Genomic DNA, 15,864 nt, shown 5'->3' with positions numbered 1-15,864 from the left:
AAACGCGTCATCGCCGATGGTAGTGTGGGGTCTCCCCATGTGAGAGTAGGTCATCGCCAGGCACCTAATACGAGAAACCCTCATCACTTCGTGGTGGGGGTTTTTTTATGCTTGAAGGTTATTCTGAAAAGTCTAGAAACGACGCTAAAGGGGAAAGTGTGTCGAATATCGACAAAAGCAAGATGATGCCTGCACGCCGCCCTTTTTTAGCGCGTGGCTCAAAGGTCAAGCGCTGTCCTGCTTGTCAGTTGGCGATCTCTTTTTGTGCGTGCCAGGACTATAAACAGGTTCAGAGCATCGCTGATTTCTGGTTGTTGATGCACCATGATGAGTTTTATAAACCGAGTAACACCGGGCAACTGATTTTAAAAACCTTTCCGCAAAGTGGTTGTTCAGAATGGGCGCGTTTGCAGATGGCGGAAAGTTTTGAGTTGCTTTTACAAAGGCGTCAGCACAATGCCTGCCTAGTTTTCCCCATTGAATCTGATTACGTTCATCGAGAAGTGACAGATTTGGAAACACTGGGTGATACACCACTGTTCATTATTTTGGATGGTACTTGGCGCCAGGCACGACGTATGTTTCGCCATAGTCCTTATCTCGCGCAGCTTCCTGTTTTCCAGCCTCAAGTGGAAAGAGGCAGTCATTATCAGTTACGGAGTTCAGGTCCAGAACATCATCTCTGTACTGCCGAGATCGCCGTGGCGGTACTAGAACAGCTAGGTGATGAAACAGCCGCTGCGGCATTAGCTCATAATTTTGCACTGTTTAATCAACGTTATGCGGCTTCTAAAGGTCGCTTTTTACCGGATAATGTATCCTAATCCGCTTAGGTTGAGCGCTAAAGCGCCCTTTACCTTTGGGTCTGCACAAAAAAAACCGACATAAGTCGGTTTTTTCACACGGCCATTCACTCAAGACTTAGTGAGTTTCAGTGCTGCTTTCTTGCTCCTGAGCATTACGCTGTAATTGCTGAGCGTAGAGGAGATCGAAATTCACGGGAGCCAACATCAGTGGAGGGAAGCTGGCACGTGTCATAAAGCTGTCAATGGTTTCACGTGCATAAGGGAAAAGCAGGTTGGGGCAGAAAGCACCCAGGGTATGGCCCATTTGGTCTTCTGTTAAGCCATTCACTAAGAAGATACCGGCTTGCTGAATTTCGATTAAAAGAGCAGTGGTTTCAGCATTGTTAACCGTTACGGTCAAGGTCAGCACCACTTCATAGTGATGGTTATCCAGGGGTGTGGTGCGTGTATTCAGATCCAGTTTAACATCGGGTTTCCACTGTGAAGTGAAGACTTGTGAACCTGCAGGTGTTTCCAGTGAAGCATCTTTTAAAAATACACGTTGTAGCGCAAACTGCGGCGCATTTTGATTATCAGCCATGATTAGGTCCTAGATCTGACGTTATGATTTTAAGAGAGGATCGAGTTTACCATCTAAATTGAGGTCTATCAGATCATCACAACCGCCCACATGGAAATCATCTATGAAGATTTGGGGTACGGTACGGCGTCCACTACGCTGCATCATCTCTTCACGTAACGCATTGGATTGGCTGACATCAATTTCGGTATAAGCGGCTTTTTTCTGATCGAGCAAATACTTTGCACGATGACAAAAAGGGCAGGTGGGGGTCGTGTAAATGGTGATCTGTGCCATGCTACTCACTTCTTAACAATTGGAAGGTGTTGTGCTTTCCATTCAGTGATGCCACCCATTAAGCGGGTCACTTGGGTAAAACCGGCGGCTTTGAGTTTTTTACCGGCACTTCCCGCCGTTTGGCCGAGATTACAAACCAGGATAATGGGTTTGTCTTTGAAACTATTGAGTTCGACTAAACGCTTATCAAGATCGGCGTAAGGAATATTTCTCGAACCCGCGATGTAACCAGTATCCCATTCTTTTTTGCTCCGAATATCTACTACGCAGGCCGATTCCTTATTGATCATGCGTGTTGCTTCAGCTGGACTGACAGAACGACCGGCTTTATTTTTCTCGGTCCAGAGCAGTAAGGCTAGGGTAATAAACCAAGCGGCCACCAGATAAGGGTGGTTGCTGATGAATTCAAATAACTGTTCCATTAGGGATTCCGATCGAAAAAGACTGATAAAGGTAAATTTGTCGGCAAGTATACAATGGACTGGCTCAAGGGATAAGGGTTTGCATGGTTTCCGGTGTTAGCTAAACGCGTCCAGACTCAGTAAAATGTGGCTTAAGATTAACCTCGAGTACAGACGGTCAATTATGAAAGCCACCAAAGCACTGATTATTCTCGATGGATTCGGTATTGAATCCACACCTTCTTCAGCGATTGATGCCGCGCAGACACCGGTCTGGGATCGTTTATTGGCACAGAACCCCAACTCACGGATCGCTACTTCAGGGATGGCGGTGGGTCTGCCAGAGGGGCAGATGGGGAATTCCGAAGTAGGCCATATGAATATTGGTGCTGGGCGCGTGGTGTATCAGAATTTCACGCGGATCTCTAAAGCTATCACGGACGGTGATTTCTTCACCAATCCGGTTCTAGTGGCCGCGATGGATAAAGCCTTAGCCGCGAATTCTGCTTTGCACCTTGTAGGTCTATTGTCACCCGGTGGCGTGCATTCGCACGAAGAACATCTGTTTGCTTTGATGCGTATGGCTGCCGAAAAAGGTCTGCGTAAGATCTACTTGCATGCAATTCTTGATGGTCGTGATATGCCGCCACGCTCTGCAGAGCCTTCTATCGCGGCGGCAGAAGCGGCCATAAAGGAACTGGGTGTCGGTGCCATTGCGACAGTGACCGGACGTTATTTTGCGATGGATCGAGATAATCGTTGGGATCGTGTTGAGGCGGCGTATTTGGCGATGACTTCAGGTGAAGCATCACACTACGCACAATCCCCGCAGCAGGCCTTAGCGGAAGCCTATACACGGGGTGAAAATGATGAGTTTGTTCAAGCCACGGTCATCACCGACATGGCCGGTCATCCCAAAGGGGTGATACAGGATCAAGATGTGGTGATTTGTGCGAATTTCCGCCCCGATCGTGCACGTGAAATCACGCGTGCCTTCGTTGAGGGGGATAGTTTTACTGGCTTTCAGCGTAAGTTGCGCCCAGCGCTTGCTGATTATGTGATGATGACGGAGTATGCGGCCGATATTCCAGCCAGCTGCGCCTATCCACCCACAGCTTTGCATAATGATTTAGGTGAGTACCTCTCCTCCTTAGGCCGTACTCAGTTGCGCATCTCTGAAACCGAAAAATATGCGCATGTCACCTTCTTCTTTAATGGTGGGCAGGAGGCAGTCTATCCCGGAGAAGACCGTATTCTTGTGCCTTCACCTCAAGTCGCTACCTATGACCTAAAACCGGAAATGAGCGCCTTTGAAGTCACCGACAAACTGGTGGAGGCGATCTTGAGTCGTCAATATGATCTCATCGTCTGTAACTTTGCGAATGGTGACATGGTGGGTCATACCGGCAAATTTGATGCAGCAGTTAAGGCGGTTGAAGCGATCGATATTTGCCTAGGTCGCGTATTGGAAGCCATGGCTCAGGTTCAGGGTGAAACGCTGATTACAGCGGATCATGGTAATGTTGAGATGATGGTTGATGTCAGCACTGGGCAGGCACATACCTCACATACTCTTTGGCCTGTAGCCTTGATTTATGATGGACCGCGTGCCGCAAGCGTGCAGCTTGAAGATGGTGCTTTGTGTGATCTTGCGCCGACTCTACTGAGCTTGATGGGCCTAGACACGCCCGCAGAGATGACCGGTCGTTCGCTCGTACATCTCGCATAACATATGGTCTTCATGAAGCGCTTAGTTTGGGGATTGTGCTTAGTGGTCTGGGGGCTGCCTGCTTGGGCGGCCGCCGATGCGAAAGCCACTCAAGCGCAGTTGGACAAGCTGAAAAAAGAGATTACAACGCTGCAGTCCAGTATTCAGCAACGTGGCCGTCAGCAGCAAACGGAAGAGGCGGCCTTAGCCGAGGCGGAGCGTGCCATAGGTCGAGTGACTGAGCAGATTCGTAGTTTAGATCAAGAGCTGCTGGGTTTGGATGAAAACCTGTCTGGTCTACAAGGGCGCCGTGATGAGTTGGAGCAGGCACTGGCTCAACGCCAGGCGTTGATTGCCGAGTTGTTACATGAGCAGTATCGACAAGGTCGGCAGCCGCGCTTACAGCTGTTATTAAAACAGGAAGATCCAGAGCAGCTCGATCGTATGCTGCGTTATTATGATGAGTTCAGTCAGGGATTGAGCCAGCAGCTGCGCCTTTATCAGGCACAATTGCTGGAATTAAACTCAACCCGGACACAAATAGGCAGTACAGAGGGCAGCATTCGTGAAAAGCGCACCGCACTGGCGACTGAACAACAACGCCTTAGCGAAGCACGTGCGCGTCGACAGAGCGCCATCCAAACCCTGCGGCAAAGTCAGCAGCAGGATCAGCAGCGTTTGAGCCGCTTGCAGCAGGATCAAAAGCAGCTTGAAGGCGTGATGGCACAGATTCAGCGTTCTTTAGAGGCTGCGCGTTTAGCGCGCGATAATCAAAGTTTTGCTGGATTACGCGGCAAGCTGCCTTGGCCGGTGAAGGGGGCTGTTCTGCACCGATTTGGACAGCAACGTAGTGGTGTCGCTTTTGATGGCATGCTGATTGGAGCGAGTGCCGGTACACAGGTGCAGGCCGTGCATGCTGGCCGTGTGGTGTTTTCTGACTGGTTGCGCGGTTATGGTTTAGTGTTAATTCTGGATCATGGTAGTGGTTATATGAGCCTTTATGGCCATAATCAAAGCTTATCCGGTCAACCGGGAGATTGGGTCACGGCTGGGCAAACGATAGCGCGAGTGGGTAACAGCGGTGGACATGAGGAAACCGGTCTCTATTTTGCTGTTCGCCACAATGGTAAACCCGTCAATCCCGCCCAGTGGTTGTCTAACCCTTAGACATATAAGGATTCTAGCGTTATGAAGATCAAAACCAAGCGCCTAGTCATGCTTCTGGGAGTTGGCCTGAGCCTGAGCTGGAGTGGCGTATCCCTGTCTCAGACAGAGGCACCGCAGCAGCTGCCAATAGAAGAACTACGTCTTTTTGCCGAGGTGTTTGATCGCATAAAAGCCTCCTATGTTGAACCGGTGACAGATCAGAAGCTGCTTGAGGATGCGATTCGAGGCATGGTATCGGGTTTAGATCCACACTCCGCTTATCTTGATCCCAAAGCTTTTGAAGCCATGCAGGTGAATACCAGTGGCCAATTTGGCGGCTTGGGGATAGAGGTCGGGCAGCAAGATGGATTTATTCGAGTGATTGCGCCGATTGATGATACACCGGCCCACAGAGCTGGGGTTCAGGCGGGTGATTTGATCACAAAAATTGATCAAGAGTCCGTCCAAGGATTGAGTCTGAACGCCGCTGTGGAGAAGATGCGTGGAAAAGTGGGCAGCCAGATTCAGCTGACGATTGTTCGTGAAGGGGTGGAAAAACCCTTTGATCTGACCCTTACACGTGCGGTGATTAATGTCACCAGTGTGCGTCAGAGATTACTGGAAACGGGGTATGCGATGATTCGTATTAGCCAATTCCAGAACAATACGTTTGAACAGTTACGTAAGGGTTGGGATGAGCTAGAAAAACGTGGTCCGCTCAAGGGTGTGATCTTAGATCTGCGTAATAATCCTGGTGGAGTGTTACAAGCCGCAGTGGAGGTGAGTGATGCCTTCCTAAAAGAAGGTTTGATTGTTTACACCGAGGGCCGTTTACCGAATTCCGAGCTACGCTTTAGCGCCAGTCGCGAGACGCTTAATGCCGATCTGCCGATGGTGGTCCTGATCAACGCAGGTTCCGCTTCAGCATCTGAAATTGTTGCCGGTGCTTTGCAAGATCATCGGCGTGCGGTCGTGATGGGAACGGATAGTTTTGGAAAAGGCTCGGTACAAACTATCCTGCCGGTAGGCAGTGATCGAGCCTTAAAAGTGACAACGGCTCGTTATTTCACCCCACAAGGGCGCTCGATCCAGGCGGAGGGTATCAAGCCGGATATTCTGGTCGAGGACGCGCGTTTAACCAGTATTGAGCAACCACGCAGCCTGCGTGAGCGCGATTTGTCGGGTCATCTTGATGGTCAAACACGCGGTCAATCCTCAGAGAAAGAAGATTCCCTAGCGCAAAAGGATTATCAACTTTATGAGGCACTGAATTTGCTCAAAGCCTTGAGTATCTTAACGCCAAATCAGGGGTGACATGTGTTACGTGGCACCCTCCTCGTTTTTTTAATTCTGTGCACGGTGAGCCTGAATGTTCAGGCCTTGCCCGCCCAAGCTGAATTAGACCTACCACCGCGGTTAGTCATCATCATTGATGATGTCGGGCAAAGCCTGCCAGCAGGGCAACGGGTGGTCGATCTTCCAGGACCGATCACCTGTGCGATTTTGCCTTGGACGCCTCATGCTCAAACCCTATCCCAGGCTGCTCAAGCCGTTAATAAGGATGTGATACTGCATGCCCCTATGGCCAACATCAGCGATCTGCCGATCGGGCCGGGGGGATTGTATCCGCATCAATCACAAGCGGAACTACAACAGGCCCTAAAGGCGAATCTGGATAGCCTACCGGGTGTTCTGGGTTTAAATAATCATATGGGTAGTTTGTTGACTCAGCTGGCCGAGCCGATGAGCTGGGTGATGCAAGTGGCGGCACAGCGTGATCTGTTTTTTATCGACAGTCGCACCAGTGCTCAGAGCCAAGCGGCACGTGCGGCTCAGCAGCAAGGGATCCCTTTTTTAGTACGCGATATTTTCCTGGACCATGAAATCACCGAGGCCTTTGTTGATCAGCAGTTTAAGCGCGCAGTCGAATTAGCGCAGCGGCGCGGTCATGCGATCGTGATTGGGCATCCCTATCCGGTCACCCTCGATTATTTGCAGCAGGCGCTACCCACTTTAGATGAGCAGGGTATACAGCTGGTCGCGGCTTCTGCGTTTTTGATGCAGGAGGCTGATCGTCTGCGCTTGCAGGCGTATTGGCAAGCGCAGACATTAGAGGATGATCGATCTACTTTACTCAGTGAGGCGCGGTCGAAAGAGGCCTTCCGCTAGGCGCGCCCACTGCTCTGGCCAATGCTCGGTGGGTCGGCGTTTGAATTCACTGCGCACAAACTGAAGTATCCGTCCCTCTGCTGTGGCCAGCATCAGATTCGCACAAGCACCGGCTGGGATCTGGCTACGAATACCTTCCTTGAGTTCAGTGTTGCGTAGAATTTGCCGTAACTCGGTTTCCAAGCGCTCAAACAGTTGATTTACTTGTATACGCAAACGATCAGTTTCGCCGGCGAGAGCATCGCCAGTTAAAATGCGCGCCATGCCTGGGTTCTTGTCGATAAATGCCAACAGGAGCGTTAAAAGCTGCTCGCATTGACGAATACCGCTGATCTCCGAGTGCGTAATGCGCTGAATCCGCGAAAAAAGCGTTTCTTCAATGAAGCCAATCAGTCCTTCGAACATCCGTGCTTTACTGGGAAAGTGACGATAAAGCGCGGCCTCAGACACTCCCACCTCTTTAGCGAGAGCGGCAGTTGTGATGCGTTGGCCCGGATGCGTTTCCAGCATCTGGGCCAGCGCCTGAAGAATGTGCTCGCGCCGTGACAGCTTATCCTGCGTAGGGCTCATACTCACAGGTTCTTATTGGTGATCAGCGTACCGACCCCTTCATTCGTGAAGATTTCCAACATACAGGCATGCTCAACACGGCCATCAATGATATGTGCCGTATTCACGCCGGATTTCACCGCGCTCAGGGCGCAGTCAATTTTCGGCAACATGCCTCCATAAATGGTGCCATCGGCAATCAAAGCATCCACCTGAGCGGTAGATAATCCGGTGAGTACCTTGCCTTCTTTATCCATTAAGCCTGCGATGTTGGTCAGCAAAATCAGTTTTTCTGCACGCAGTACTTCTGCGACCTTGCCCGCCACCAAGTCAGCATTAATGTTGTAGGCATGGCCATCATTGCCCACCCCGATAGGTGCAATGACAGGAATAAAGTCGGAATTCACCAACATATCCAAAACATTTACGTTAACGGTTTCCACCTCACCGACATGGCCGATATCAATAATCTCCGGCGCTTCCATTTCGGGAGTTTTATGTTTGACTTTCAATTTACGGGCACGCAGAAGCTCACCGTCTTTACCGGTCAAGCCGATCGCTTTGCCACCAGCGCTGTTGATCAAGCCCACGATCTCTTTGTTCACCATCCCGCCGAGGACCATTTCCACAACGTCCATGGTTTTGGAGTCGGTGACACGCATGCCGTTCACGAAATGCGATTCGATTTTGAGTTGTTCCAGTAGCTGGCCAATCTGTGGCCCGCCACCGTGCACAACAATGGGGTTGATGCCGATGAGTTTCATCATCACGATGTCACGAGCGAAGCTGGCTTTCAGCTTCTCATCGGTCATGGCATTGCCACCGTATTTGATGACGATAGTTTTACCAACAAAGCGTTGGATATAAGGCATCGCTTCACTCAGAACTCGAGAAGTCGATATCGCTTGCTCACGGGATAAAGGCATAAGAAGAGATCCTTGCAAACGTTAGTGTAAATCCTGAGGAATGCTCAGGCTGGCATCAATTTGGTAGAGTTTAGCCTGAAACTCCTGACGAATACGTGTCAGCGCTTCGGCATTTTCGGCTTCAAAACGTAAAACCAAGACGGGGGTGGTATTCGAGGCTCGCACTAAGCCCCAGCCATCGGCATAGTCTACGCGCACACCGTCAATCAGGCTGACCTGTCCATTCGGATAGTCCAGCTTCTGCATTTCGGCCACAAAGCGGAATTTGTTTTCGTCCGTCACCTGAATATTGATCTCCGGTGTGCTGAGATCCTCAGGATAATTTTGAAAGATCTGATCCAACGATTCTTGTCCCGCCGCAACAATTTCCAGTAGGCGCACGGCGCTGTATAAACCGTCATCAAAACCCAACCAGCGCTCGCTGAAGAAGATATGACCACTCATCTCTCCCGCTAGCAACGCACCGCTCTTTTTCATCTGCTGTTTAATCAGTGAATGGCCTGTTTTCCACATGGTGGCCTGGCCACCGGCTGCTCGAATCACTTGGGGCAGTAAGCGTGAGCATTTCACATCAAACAGAATTTCAGCACCGGGATTGCGGGATAAAACATCCTCCGCAAAGAGCATCATGAGACGGTCAGGATAGATCACATGGCCGCTTGAGGTGATCACGCCCACACGATCCCCATCACCATCAAAGGCTAAGCCCAGATCGGCTTGATGCGTTTTCACCGCCGCAATTGCATCCTGCAGATTTTGTAATTTACCGGGATCGGGGTGGTGGTTGGGGAAGCGGCCATCTACTTCACAGAAGAGTGGAATGACTTCACAACCGAGGCGCGCCAAGAGCCCGGGGGCTAGCTTGCCCGGAATGCCATTGCCGCAATCCACGACAAGCTTCAACGGGCGCTGCAGTTTGACGTCATCCAGAATCCGCTGCAGATAAAGAGGTTCAACATCCCATGTGCTTAACTGCCCCGTACCCTGAGAGTAGGTCTGTGACTGGATGCGGTGTTTGAGAGCTTGAATGTCGTCTCCAGATAGAGTGTGGCCATTCAGCATCATTTTGAAACCGTTATAGTCTGCAGGATTGTGGCTGCCCGTGATCATAATGCCGGTTTTATCGGCACGTTGATGCGCTGCAAAGTAAAGTACCGGGGTCGGTTGATAGCCGATATCCACCACGTCACAGCCGCCTTGACGTAAGCCGTCAATCAACAGGGTCTTTAACTCCGGCCCCGATAAACGGCCATCGGCCGCGACCACCACCTCTTGGATACCGGCCGCTTGAGCTTCTGTGGCAAAGGCACGCCCGAGATGCCAGACCAGAGCATCGGTCAGTGCCGTACCAACGATGCCGCGTATGTCATAAGCACGGAACACTTCTGGATCAAAGGAGGTTAAAGGGTAATCCATGGCTTGAATGTCCTGTGTTGATAATTAGTGTCGACCGGAAGAGCCAAAGCCGCCACTGCCGCGCTCACTGTCGCTAAACTCTGCGACGATCTCGAACTCAGCCTGCACAACCGGCACTAAGACCATCTGTGCAATGCGTTCACCGGGCTGAATTTCAAAGGCGGTTTGGCCACGATTCCAGCAGGACACCATCAATTCGCCCTGGTAGTCTGAATCGATTAAGCCCACCAGGTTACCCAGGACAACACCGTGCTTATGCCCGAGGCCAGAGCGCGGCAGTATCATGGCACAGAGATTAGGATCTTCAATATGAATGGCTAAACCGGTTGGAATGAGTTGAGTGGCTCCAGGTTCAAGGGTGATGGAGCGATCTAAACACGCACGCAGATCCAGACCCGCTGAGCCGGGGGTTGCATAGCTCGGCAGGGGAAATTCCTGGCCAAGGCGTGGATCGAGACATTTGATTTGTAAATTGATCATGCTGACGTTAGCTCTTAATGGAGGGCGATGGTAGTTGTGCCGCAATATATTCAATCAGTGTTTTTGCCAGTATCGATTTGGATTGGGTGGCAAAGTGGGTTTCGCTGTCGGCGGTGATGAGGGTCACGGCATTCTCATCACTGTTGAATCCTATGCCGGGTGCGGAGACATCATTGGCAATGATCATATCCAAACCTTTACGTGCCAGTTTGCTGCGCGCATAAGCCAGCAGATTTTGTGTCTCAGCGGCAAAACCTACGGTAAAGGGCTTGGGTGTTTGGGCGGCCACCTGGGCAATGATGTCGGGATTTTTGGTCAGACGCAGCTCCATCAGCTCTTCAGCCCCTTTCTTGAGCTTCTGTTCGGCCACAGCCACCGGCCGATAGTCGGCCACGGCGGCCGCACCAATAAATAGATCACAGGCCTTGAGTTGCGCTAAACAGGCCGCCAGCATCTCTTCGGCACTTTCCACTGGGTGATAGACCACGCCCGCAGGCGTTTGCAGATGGACGGGGCCGCTGACTAGATGCACTTCAGCACCGGCTTCAAGAGCCGCTTGCGCGAGGGCATAACCCATTTTGCCTGAGCTGTGGTTAGAGATATAACGTACCGGATCCAATGCTTCGCGGGTGGGGCCGGCGGTGATCATCACTTTACGACCGCGTAAGGAGCTTGCGGTTGCGCAGTTCTGTTCAGGGGGGCGGATCGCAGCCACGAGGGCCTCGGGTTCTAACATGCGCCCCGGGCCTAGATCACCACAGGCTTGCTCGCCCGAGTCCGGCCCTAAAATCTGCACACCCCGTTGCTGTAGCTGCGCAACATTGGTTTGTGTTTGTGGATGTCGCCACATGGCTTGATTCATCGCTGGAGCGAGTAGGACCGGCGCACGGCTGGCCAGGCAAAGTGTGGTTAAAAGGTCATCTGCAAAACCATGACAGAGGCGGGCAATCAGATTGGCGCTGGCCGGGGCAATCAAAATCAATTCGGCCCAGCGTGCTAACTCAATATGCCCCATGCCCGCTTCCGCTTCCGGATCGAGTAGATGTTGATGAACAGGGTGGCCAGAAAGCGCTTGCAGGGTCAGTGGGCGAATAAACTCACAGGCCGCGTCGGTCATCACCACACGAACCTCGGCACCGGCTTTGATCAATAAGCGCGTGAGTTCGGCACTTTTATAGGCCGCAATTCCACCACTGATGCCCAATAAAATCCGGCGTTGATTGAGAGTTTTCATCAGCTTTTTCCGCCTGTTCCATCTGTGCAAATGAGGCGATAAGATAGCATTTTGCTGCCCTTTTGCGTAGAGGACAGCATTTGTCCAGGACTACAAGGAGGTAGCCATGGCGATTCGAGATTGGCCAGAGGCCGAACGACCACGTGAGAAGCTGCTACATCAAGGGGTTGAGAGTTTATCGGATGCTGAACTTTTAGCCATTTTTCTGCGCACCGGCTTACCCGGTAAAAGTGCAGTCGATCTTGCACGTGATCTTTTGCAGCGCTTTCAAAGCCTGCGTGCATTATTTGAAAGTGATCTGGAGAGCTTTTGTCAGGCACCCGGCCTCGGGCCTGCGAAGTATGTGCAGCTGCAGGCGGTGTTGGAGATGTCCAAACGCCATTTTGAAGCCCATCTCAAACGCAGCTCGGTGCTGGAAAGCCCTCGGGAGGTTCGGCGCTATTTATCAGCCCAGTTACGCCATGAAGCCCGTGAAGTCTTTGCCTGTTTATTCCTCGACAATCATCATCGTGTGATTCGTTATCAAGCGTTATTTTACGGCACCATTAATGCGGCGAGTGTCTATCCACGAGAGGTGGTGAAGTTGGCCTTAAGTGTGAATGCAGCGGCGGTCATACTCAGTCATAACCATCCTTCTGGGATTGCTGAGCCTTCACAAGCAGATCGTCAGATCACCGAGCGTTTACAGCAAGCTCTGGGTTTGGTGGATATCCGAGTGCTGGATCATATGGTTGTCGGTGATGACGAAGTCGTTTCGTTTGCTGAGCGGGGCTGGATTTAACTCCAGACCGTCGTATTGGTGAAAAAATCATCAAAAAACTGGTATTTGGCAGAGAAGGGGGTATAATCTGCGCCCTTCTATCCCTTAATGGTACGGTATTTTGTCCGTTTCACTGGACGCTCCGCCTGAGAGAGTGGCTGTTTTAGCTCTCAATAAACATCGGATAGAGTCACATTAACCGAAAGAATTCAGGTAATTCGTCATGTCACGCATTTGCATGGTAACGGGCAAAGGTCCGATTACCGGGAATAACGTTTCCCACTCTAACCGTAAAACTCGTCGTCGTTTTCTCCCTAACCTGCATTGGCACCGTTTCTGGGTAGAGAGCGAGAACCGTTTCGTTCGTCTGCGTGTATCTTCAAAAGGTATGCGTATTATTGATAAAAAAGGTATCGATTCAGTTTTGGCTGAATTGCGTGCCCGTGGTGAAAAGGTATAAGGAGCTAGACGATGGCAGCTAAAGGCGCACGTGAAAAGATTCGACTGGTTTCCTCTGCAGGTACCGGCCACTTTTACACAACTGACAAGAACAAGCGTAATACTCCGGACAAGTTCGAATTCAAAAAGTACGATCCGGTTGTTCGTAAGCATGTGATCTACAAAGAAGCTAAGATCAAGTAATTTTACTTGGTTGTTGCTGAAAGCCCGGACTTAAGTGCCGGGCTTTTGCATTTCTAAGGCAAGCTAAAACTTGGGGATCGATGGAGATCAACCCCGAGAAGGAAGGCTAAAATGTTGCGCTGGATACCTTTGCTCTTTGTCCTACTCTGGAGTACCGGTTTTATAGGGGCGGCCTACGCCTTGCCTTGGATAGAGCCCTTTCATCTGCTGTTCTTGCGTATGCTGCTGACTCTAGTGGTCTTTCTTGTATTAATTAAACTCTGGCATGCCCCTTGGCCCGGTGCCACACAGGCCGCTCATCAGATGGTGGTGGGTTTGCTGGTACATGCCGGTTATCTCGGTGGCGTATTTGCTGCCATCAAATGGCAGCTCCCAGCCGGGGTGACCGCTTTGATTGTCGGCTTACAGCCTTTGTTAACGGCGCTTTTAGCCTGGAGTTGCTTGGGTCAGCAGCTGGCTCGGCGCCAGTGGCTGGGTTTATGTGTCGGTTTGCTCGGCGTCAGTTTGGTTTTGCTGAGTGGTTTAGAGGGGCAGGGTTTTGTGCTTGAGCCTTGGGCCGTGTTGGCGGCTATCCTGGCGCTGCTCAGCATCTCGTTGGGCACCCTTTATCAGAAGCGCTTTGGTCAGGGGGGAGATCTCTTAACCGGATCTTTTTATCAGTATTTATCTACAGCGGTGGTGATGTTGATTCTGGCACGAAGCTTTGAGCAGGGAGAGATCACTTGGCATCCGCAACTGATCCTAGCCTTACTCTGGTTAGTACTGGGATTATCGGTCACCGCAATTTTGCTGTTAATGTGGATGATTCGTCAGGGTGCTGTCGCGAAAGTAGCGACTTATTTTTATCTGGTGCCACCGCTTACTGTTCTGGAGGGCTGGTGGCTGTTTGATCAGGGCTTAGAGGCCTGGGCTTGGCTAGGTATCCTCTTAGCTGTGAGTGGAGTCTATATGGCATTACGTCAGCCTGTCAGTCGAGTATAAGAAGCTATGCCTGAACTACCTGAAGTTGAAACCACCTGTCGCGGTATTGAACCACATATTCTGCAGCATCCGATTGCGGCGCTTGAGGTGCGACATTGGCGTTTACGTTGGCCGATCGATCCTGAGTTACCACAAAGGCTGGAAGGTGCGGTGATTCAGCAGGTGAAGCGCCGTGGTAAATATATTCTACTCGGTTTGGAGCAGGGTGATCTGTTGATTCATTTGGGCATGTCAGGTTCTCTGCGGGTCTTAAATAACGCACAAGCGGTGGCAAAGCATGACCATTTTGATCTAGTTTTTAGTTCAGGGCTGCGTTTGCGTTACACCGATCCACGCCGTTTTGGTGCCCTGCTTTGGCAGCCACGGAGTGAGGTACACCCGCTACTGGCTAAGCTCGGTCCAGAGCCTTTGAGTGCTGAATTCACGCCCGAGCACATGATCCAGGTCTGCAAGCAGCGCCAAGCGGCGATTAAGGCGGTTATTATGGATAGCCATCATGTAGTGGGCGTGGGGAATATCTATGCTAGTGAAGCCTTGTTTGCGGCAGGAATCGATCCACGCCGAGCGGCAGGGCGCATTTCAGCAGAGAGATTACATCGGCTGCATGCTGAAATTCAGAGAATTCTGGCCTATGCCATTCACCGTGGTGGTACGACCTTGCGTGATTTTGTCGGAGGGGATGGTAAACCGGGCTATTTTCAGCAAGAACTTTATGTGTATGGCCGCGAAGGTGAAGCCTGTAAGCAGTGCCAAACCCTGTTAAAAAGTGTACGTATCGGTCAGCGCAGCAGTGTGTTTTGTCCGCAATGTCAGCGTTGAAAATAAATTGAGGTCAGATGAATAGCCAGTGTTTTTATCCAGGAGGGAGTGCGGATTCGCTCCGAGAAGATCCCAAGCAGCGCCAGCGCTTAAGAGAGAAACTGGGGTTGCTGCCTTTTCTAGCGGAACGTGAAGTCCTCTGTTTAGGGCCTCATGGCATCCATTGTGAAGTGTACAGCCAAGACCCGAGTGCGCCGGTCATCCTTTTTTTGCCGGGCATTGGCACCTATTCCGAACTTTATGCGGAAGTTTTGGCTGGAATCGCCCGTCAGGGGTTTACTCTGGTGGGTATTGATGTGCGAGGCCATGGTTACTCCGGTGGTGCGCGCGGTGAGTATCGTGTTGATCAGGTAGTGGATGACCTACGCCAGGTGTTAGATTGCCTGCAGCAGCGTTTCACCGGCCCGGTCGGCATTTACGGTTACTCAATCGGCGGTTTATTGGCCTTGGCTTTGGCTGAGCAGGAGCCGCGCATTCAATCCTTGCTCTGTGGCACTCTATTGGTCACCGAGATGCCGCCGGATGTTTTACACAGCTTTGGTTGGGCTTGGACTTGGAGTAGTGCGCTGTTTTTTCCGGGTTTAAGCCTACCGATGCGCACGTTTATCGATTATGACCGTTTGTTGGCTGGGCACCCAGCCAGTGAAGAGATCAATAAAGATCCGCGAGTCGTGTTTGATTACCCGCTTGGCACCTTATCGAGCCTGTTTACCCATCGTTGTGGTGCGTTGCAGCAGGCCTATCCTTTCCAGGCGTGTATCCTGCAAGGCGATCGCGATGAGGTGCTGGGGCTGGAGTATACCGAGCGAGTGATTGCGGGGATGACTCATCCCTTCCAGCTGCGTGTTTTGCCGGGAGAGGGGCATATGATCCCTTGGGATAATCCACCGCTATTGATCCAAGCGGTTGCAGATTGGTTTCATCAAACCCTCCCCCAGGCCGACACCTCCCTTGCCAGCGCTTAAGCGCGT

At 51.3% G+C, this 15,864-nt stretch carries 19 protein-coding genes; 11 read left to right on the top strand and 8 right to left on the bottom strand.

Annotated elements, in window-relative coordinates:
- Positions 1-107: 107 nt before the first annotated feature.
- Positions 108-824: a tRNA-uridine aminocarboxypropyltransferase gene (locus E1H14_RS09585; protein ID WP_149391241.1), complete on the top strand. Its 717-nt coding sequence runs from the start codon at positions 108-110 to the stop codon at positions 822-824.
- A 97-nt stretch (positions 825-921) separates the two neighbouring features.
- On the opposite strand, the gene secB is transcribed toward E1H14_RS09585, so the two are convergent.
- Genes secB through E1H14_RS09570 form a run of 3 tightly spaced genes read right to left on the bottom strand, consistent with a single transcriptional unit; the run spans position 922 to position 2,084 of the window.
- Positions 922-1,386 (bottom strand): protein-export chaperone SecB, encoded by a 465-nt coding sequence (gene secB, locus E1H14_RS09580; RefSeq protein WP_149391240.1) that lies wholly within the window; start codon positions 1,384-1,386, stop codon positions 922-924.
- 21 nt (positions 1,387-1,407) lie between these two features.
- Positions 1,408-1,662 carry a glutaredoxin 3 gene (gene grxC / locus E1H14_RS09575; protein ID WP_149391239.1) on the bottom strand — a complete coding sequence of 85 codons (255 nt, stop codon included), beginning with the start codon at positions 1,660-1,662 and terminating at the stop codon, positions 1,408-1,410.
- Between the two features lie 5 nt (positions 1,663-1,667).
- Positions 1,668-2,084, bottom strand: a complete 417-nt coding sequence (locus tag E1H14_RS09570; RefSeq protein ID WP_149391238.1) for a rhodanese-like domain-containing protein — start codon at positions 2,082-2,084, stop codon at positions 1,668-1,670.
- A 163-nt stretch (positions 2,085-2,247) separates the two neighbouring features.
- On the opposite strand from E1H14_RS09570, the gene gpmI reads away from it, so the two are divergent.
- Genes gpmI through E1H14_RS09550 form a run of 4 tightly spaced genes read left to right on the top strand, consistent with a single transcriptional unit; the run spans position 2,248 to position 7,086 of the window.
- The gene (gene gpmI, locus E1H14_RS09565) at positions 2,248-3,792 is read left to right on the top strand and encodes a 2,3-bisphosphoglycerate-independent phosphoglycerate mutase (protein ID WP_149391237.1); all 1,545 of its coding nucleotides are present in this window, start codon (positions 2,248-2,250) and stop codon (positions 3,790-3,792) included.
- Between the two features lie 12 nt (positions 3,793-3,804).
- Positions 3,805-4,938 (top strand): murein hydrolase activator EnvC family protein, encoded by a 1,134-nt coding sequence (locus tag E1H14_RS09560; RefSeq protein WP_160142056.1) that lies wholly within the window; start codon positions 3,805-3,807, stop codon positions 4,936-4,938.
- A gap of 21 nt (positions 4,939-4,959) precedes the next feature.
- Complete coding sequence (locus E1H14_RS09555; RefSeq protein WP_149391235.1) at positions 4,960-6,231, top strand: S41 family peptidase; 1,272 nt, start codon at positions 4,960-4,962, stop codon at positions 6,229-6,231.
- A 3-nt stretch (positions 6,232-6,234) separates the two neighbouring features.
- Positions 6,235-7,086 (top strand): divergent polysaccharide deacetylase family protein, encoded by an 852-nt coding sequence (locus E1H14_RS09550; RefSeq protein WP_149391234.1) that lies wholly within the window; start codon positions 6,235-6,237, stop codon positions 7,084-7,086.
- Here the strand turns inward: E1H14_RS09550 and slmA are convergent.
- Genes slmA through coaBC form a run of 5 tightly spaced genes read right to left on the bottom strand, consistent with a single transcriptional unit; the run spans position 7,048 to position 11,691 of the window.
- Positions 7,048-7,656: a nucleoid occlusion factor SlmA gene (slmA, locus tag E1H14_RS09545; RefSeq protein WP_149391233.1), complete on the bottom strand. Its 609-nt coding sequence runs from the start codon at positions 7,654-7,656 to the stop codon at positions 7,048-7,050. The two genes, E1H14_RS09550 and slmA, sit on opposite strands and share 39 nt — an antisense overlap.
- A 2-nt stretch (positions 7,657-7,658) precedes the next feature.
- A complete protein-coding gene (gene argB / locus E1H14_RS09540) occupies positions 7,659-8,561 on the bottom strand; it encodes an acetylglutamate kinase (RefSeq protein WP_149391232.1) in 903 nt (300 codons plus the stop codon).
- Positions 8,562-8,582: 21 nt separating this feature from the next.
- On the bottom strand, positions 8,583-9,977 hold the full coding sequence (locus E1H14_RS09535) for a phosphomannomutase/phosphoglucomutase (RefSeq protein WP_149391231.1): 1,395 nt from the start codon (positions 9,975-9,977) through the stop codon (positions 8,583-8,585).
- 24 nt (positions 9,978-10,001) lie between these two features.
- A complete protein-coding gene (dut, locus tag E1H14_RS09530) occupies positions 10,002-10,457 on the bottom strand; it encodes a dUTP diphosphatase (protein WP_149391230.1) in 456 nt (151 codons plus the stop codon).
- 7 nt (positions 10,458-10,464) lie between these two features.
- A complete protein-coding gene (coaBC, locus tag E1H14_RS09525) occupies positions 10,465-11,691 on the bottom strand; it encodes a bifunctional phosphopantothenoylcysteine decarboxylase/phosphopantothenate--cysteine ligase CoaBC (protein WP_149391229.1) in 1,227 nt (408 codons plus the stop codon).
- A 106-nt stretch (positions 11,692-11,797) separates the two neighbouring features.
- On the opposite strand from coaBC, the gene radC reads away from it, so the two are divergent.
- The 6 genes from radC (at position 11,798) to E1H14_RS09495 (ending at position 15,858) form a co-directional block, all read left to right on the top strand.
- Positions 11,798-12,472, top strand: coding sequence for a RadC family protein (radC, locus tag E1H14_RS09520; protein ID WP_149391228.1), 675 nt, complete (start codon positions 11,798-11,800; stop codon positions 12,470-12,472).
- Positions 12,473-12,674: 202 nt separating this feature from the next.
- A complete protein-coding gene (gene rpmB / locus E1H14_RS09515; protein WP_149391227.1) occupies positions 12,675-12,911 on the top strand; it encodes a 50S ribosomal protein L28 in 237 nt (78 codons plus the stop codon).
- A gap of 11 nt (positions 12,912-12,922) precedes the next feature.
- On the top strand, positions 12,923-13,093 hold the full coding sequence (rpmG, locus tag E1H14_RS09510) for a 50S ribosomal protein L33 (RefSeq protein ID WP_036511775.1): 171 nt from the start codon (positions 12,923-12,925) through the stop codon (positions 13,091-13,093).
- A gap of 111 nt (positions 13,094-13,204) precedes the next feature.
- Positions 13,205-14,074 carry a DMT family transporter gene (locus E1H14_RS09505; protein ID WP_149391226.1) on the top strand — a complete coding sequence of 290 codons (870 nt, stop codon included), beginning with the start codon at positions 13,205-13,207 and terminating at the stop codon, positions 14,072-14,074.
- 6 nt (positions 14,075-14,080) lie between these two features.
- Positions 14,081-14,893, top strand: coding sequence for a bifunctional DNA-formamidopyrimidine glycosylase/DNA-(apurinic or apyrimidinic site) lyase (mutM, locus tag E1H14_RS09500; RefSeq protein ID WP_149391225.1), 813 nt, complete (start codon positions 14,081-14,083; stop codon positions 14,891-14,893).
- 17 nt (positions 14,894-14,910) lie between these two features.
- Positions 14,911-15,858, top strand: coding sequence for an alpha/beta hydrolase (locus E1H14_RS09495; protein ID WP_149391224.1), 948 nt, complete (start codon positions 14,911-14,913; stop codon positions 15,856-15,858).
- Positions 15,859-15,864: the final 6 nt, after the last annotated feature.

Source organism: Nitrincola tapanii, assembly GCF_008368715.1.
Classification (GTDB): Bacteria; Pseudomonadota; Gammaproteobacteria; order Pseudomonadales; family Balneatricaceae; genus Nitrincola; species Nitrincola tapanii.
The sequence above is the reverse complement of the archived record's forward strand: the minus strand, read 5'-3'. Positions and strand labels throughout refer to the sequence as shown.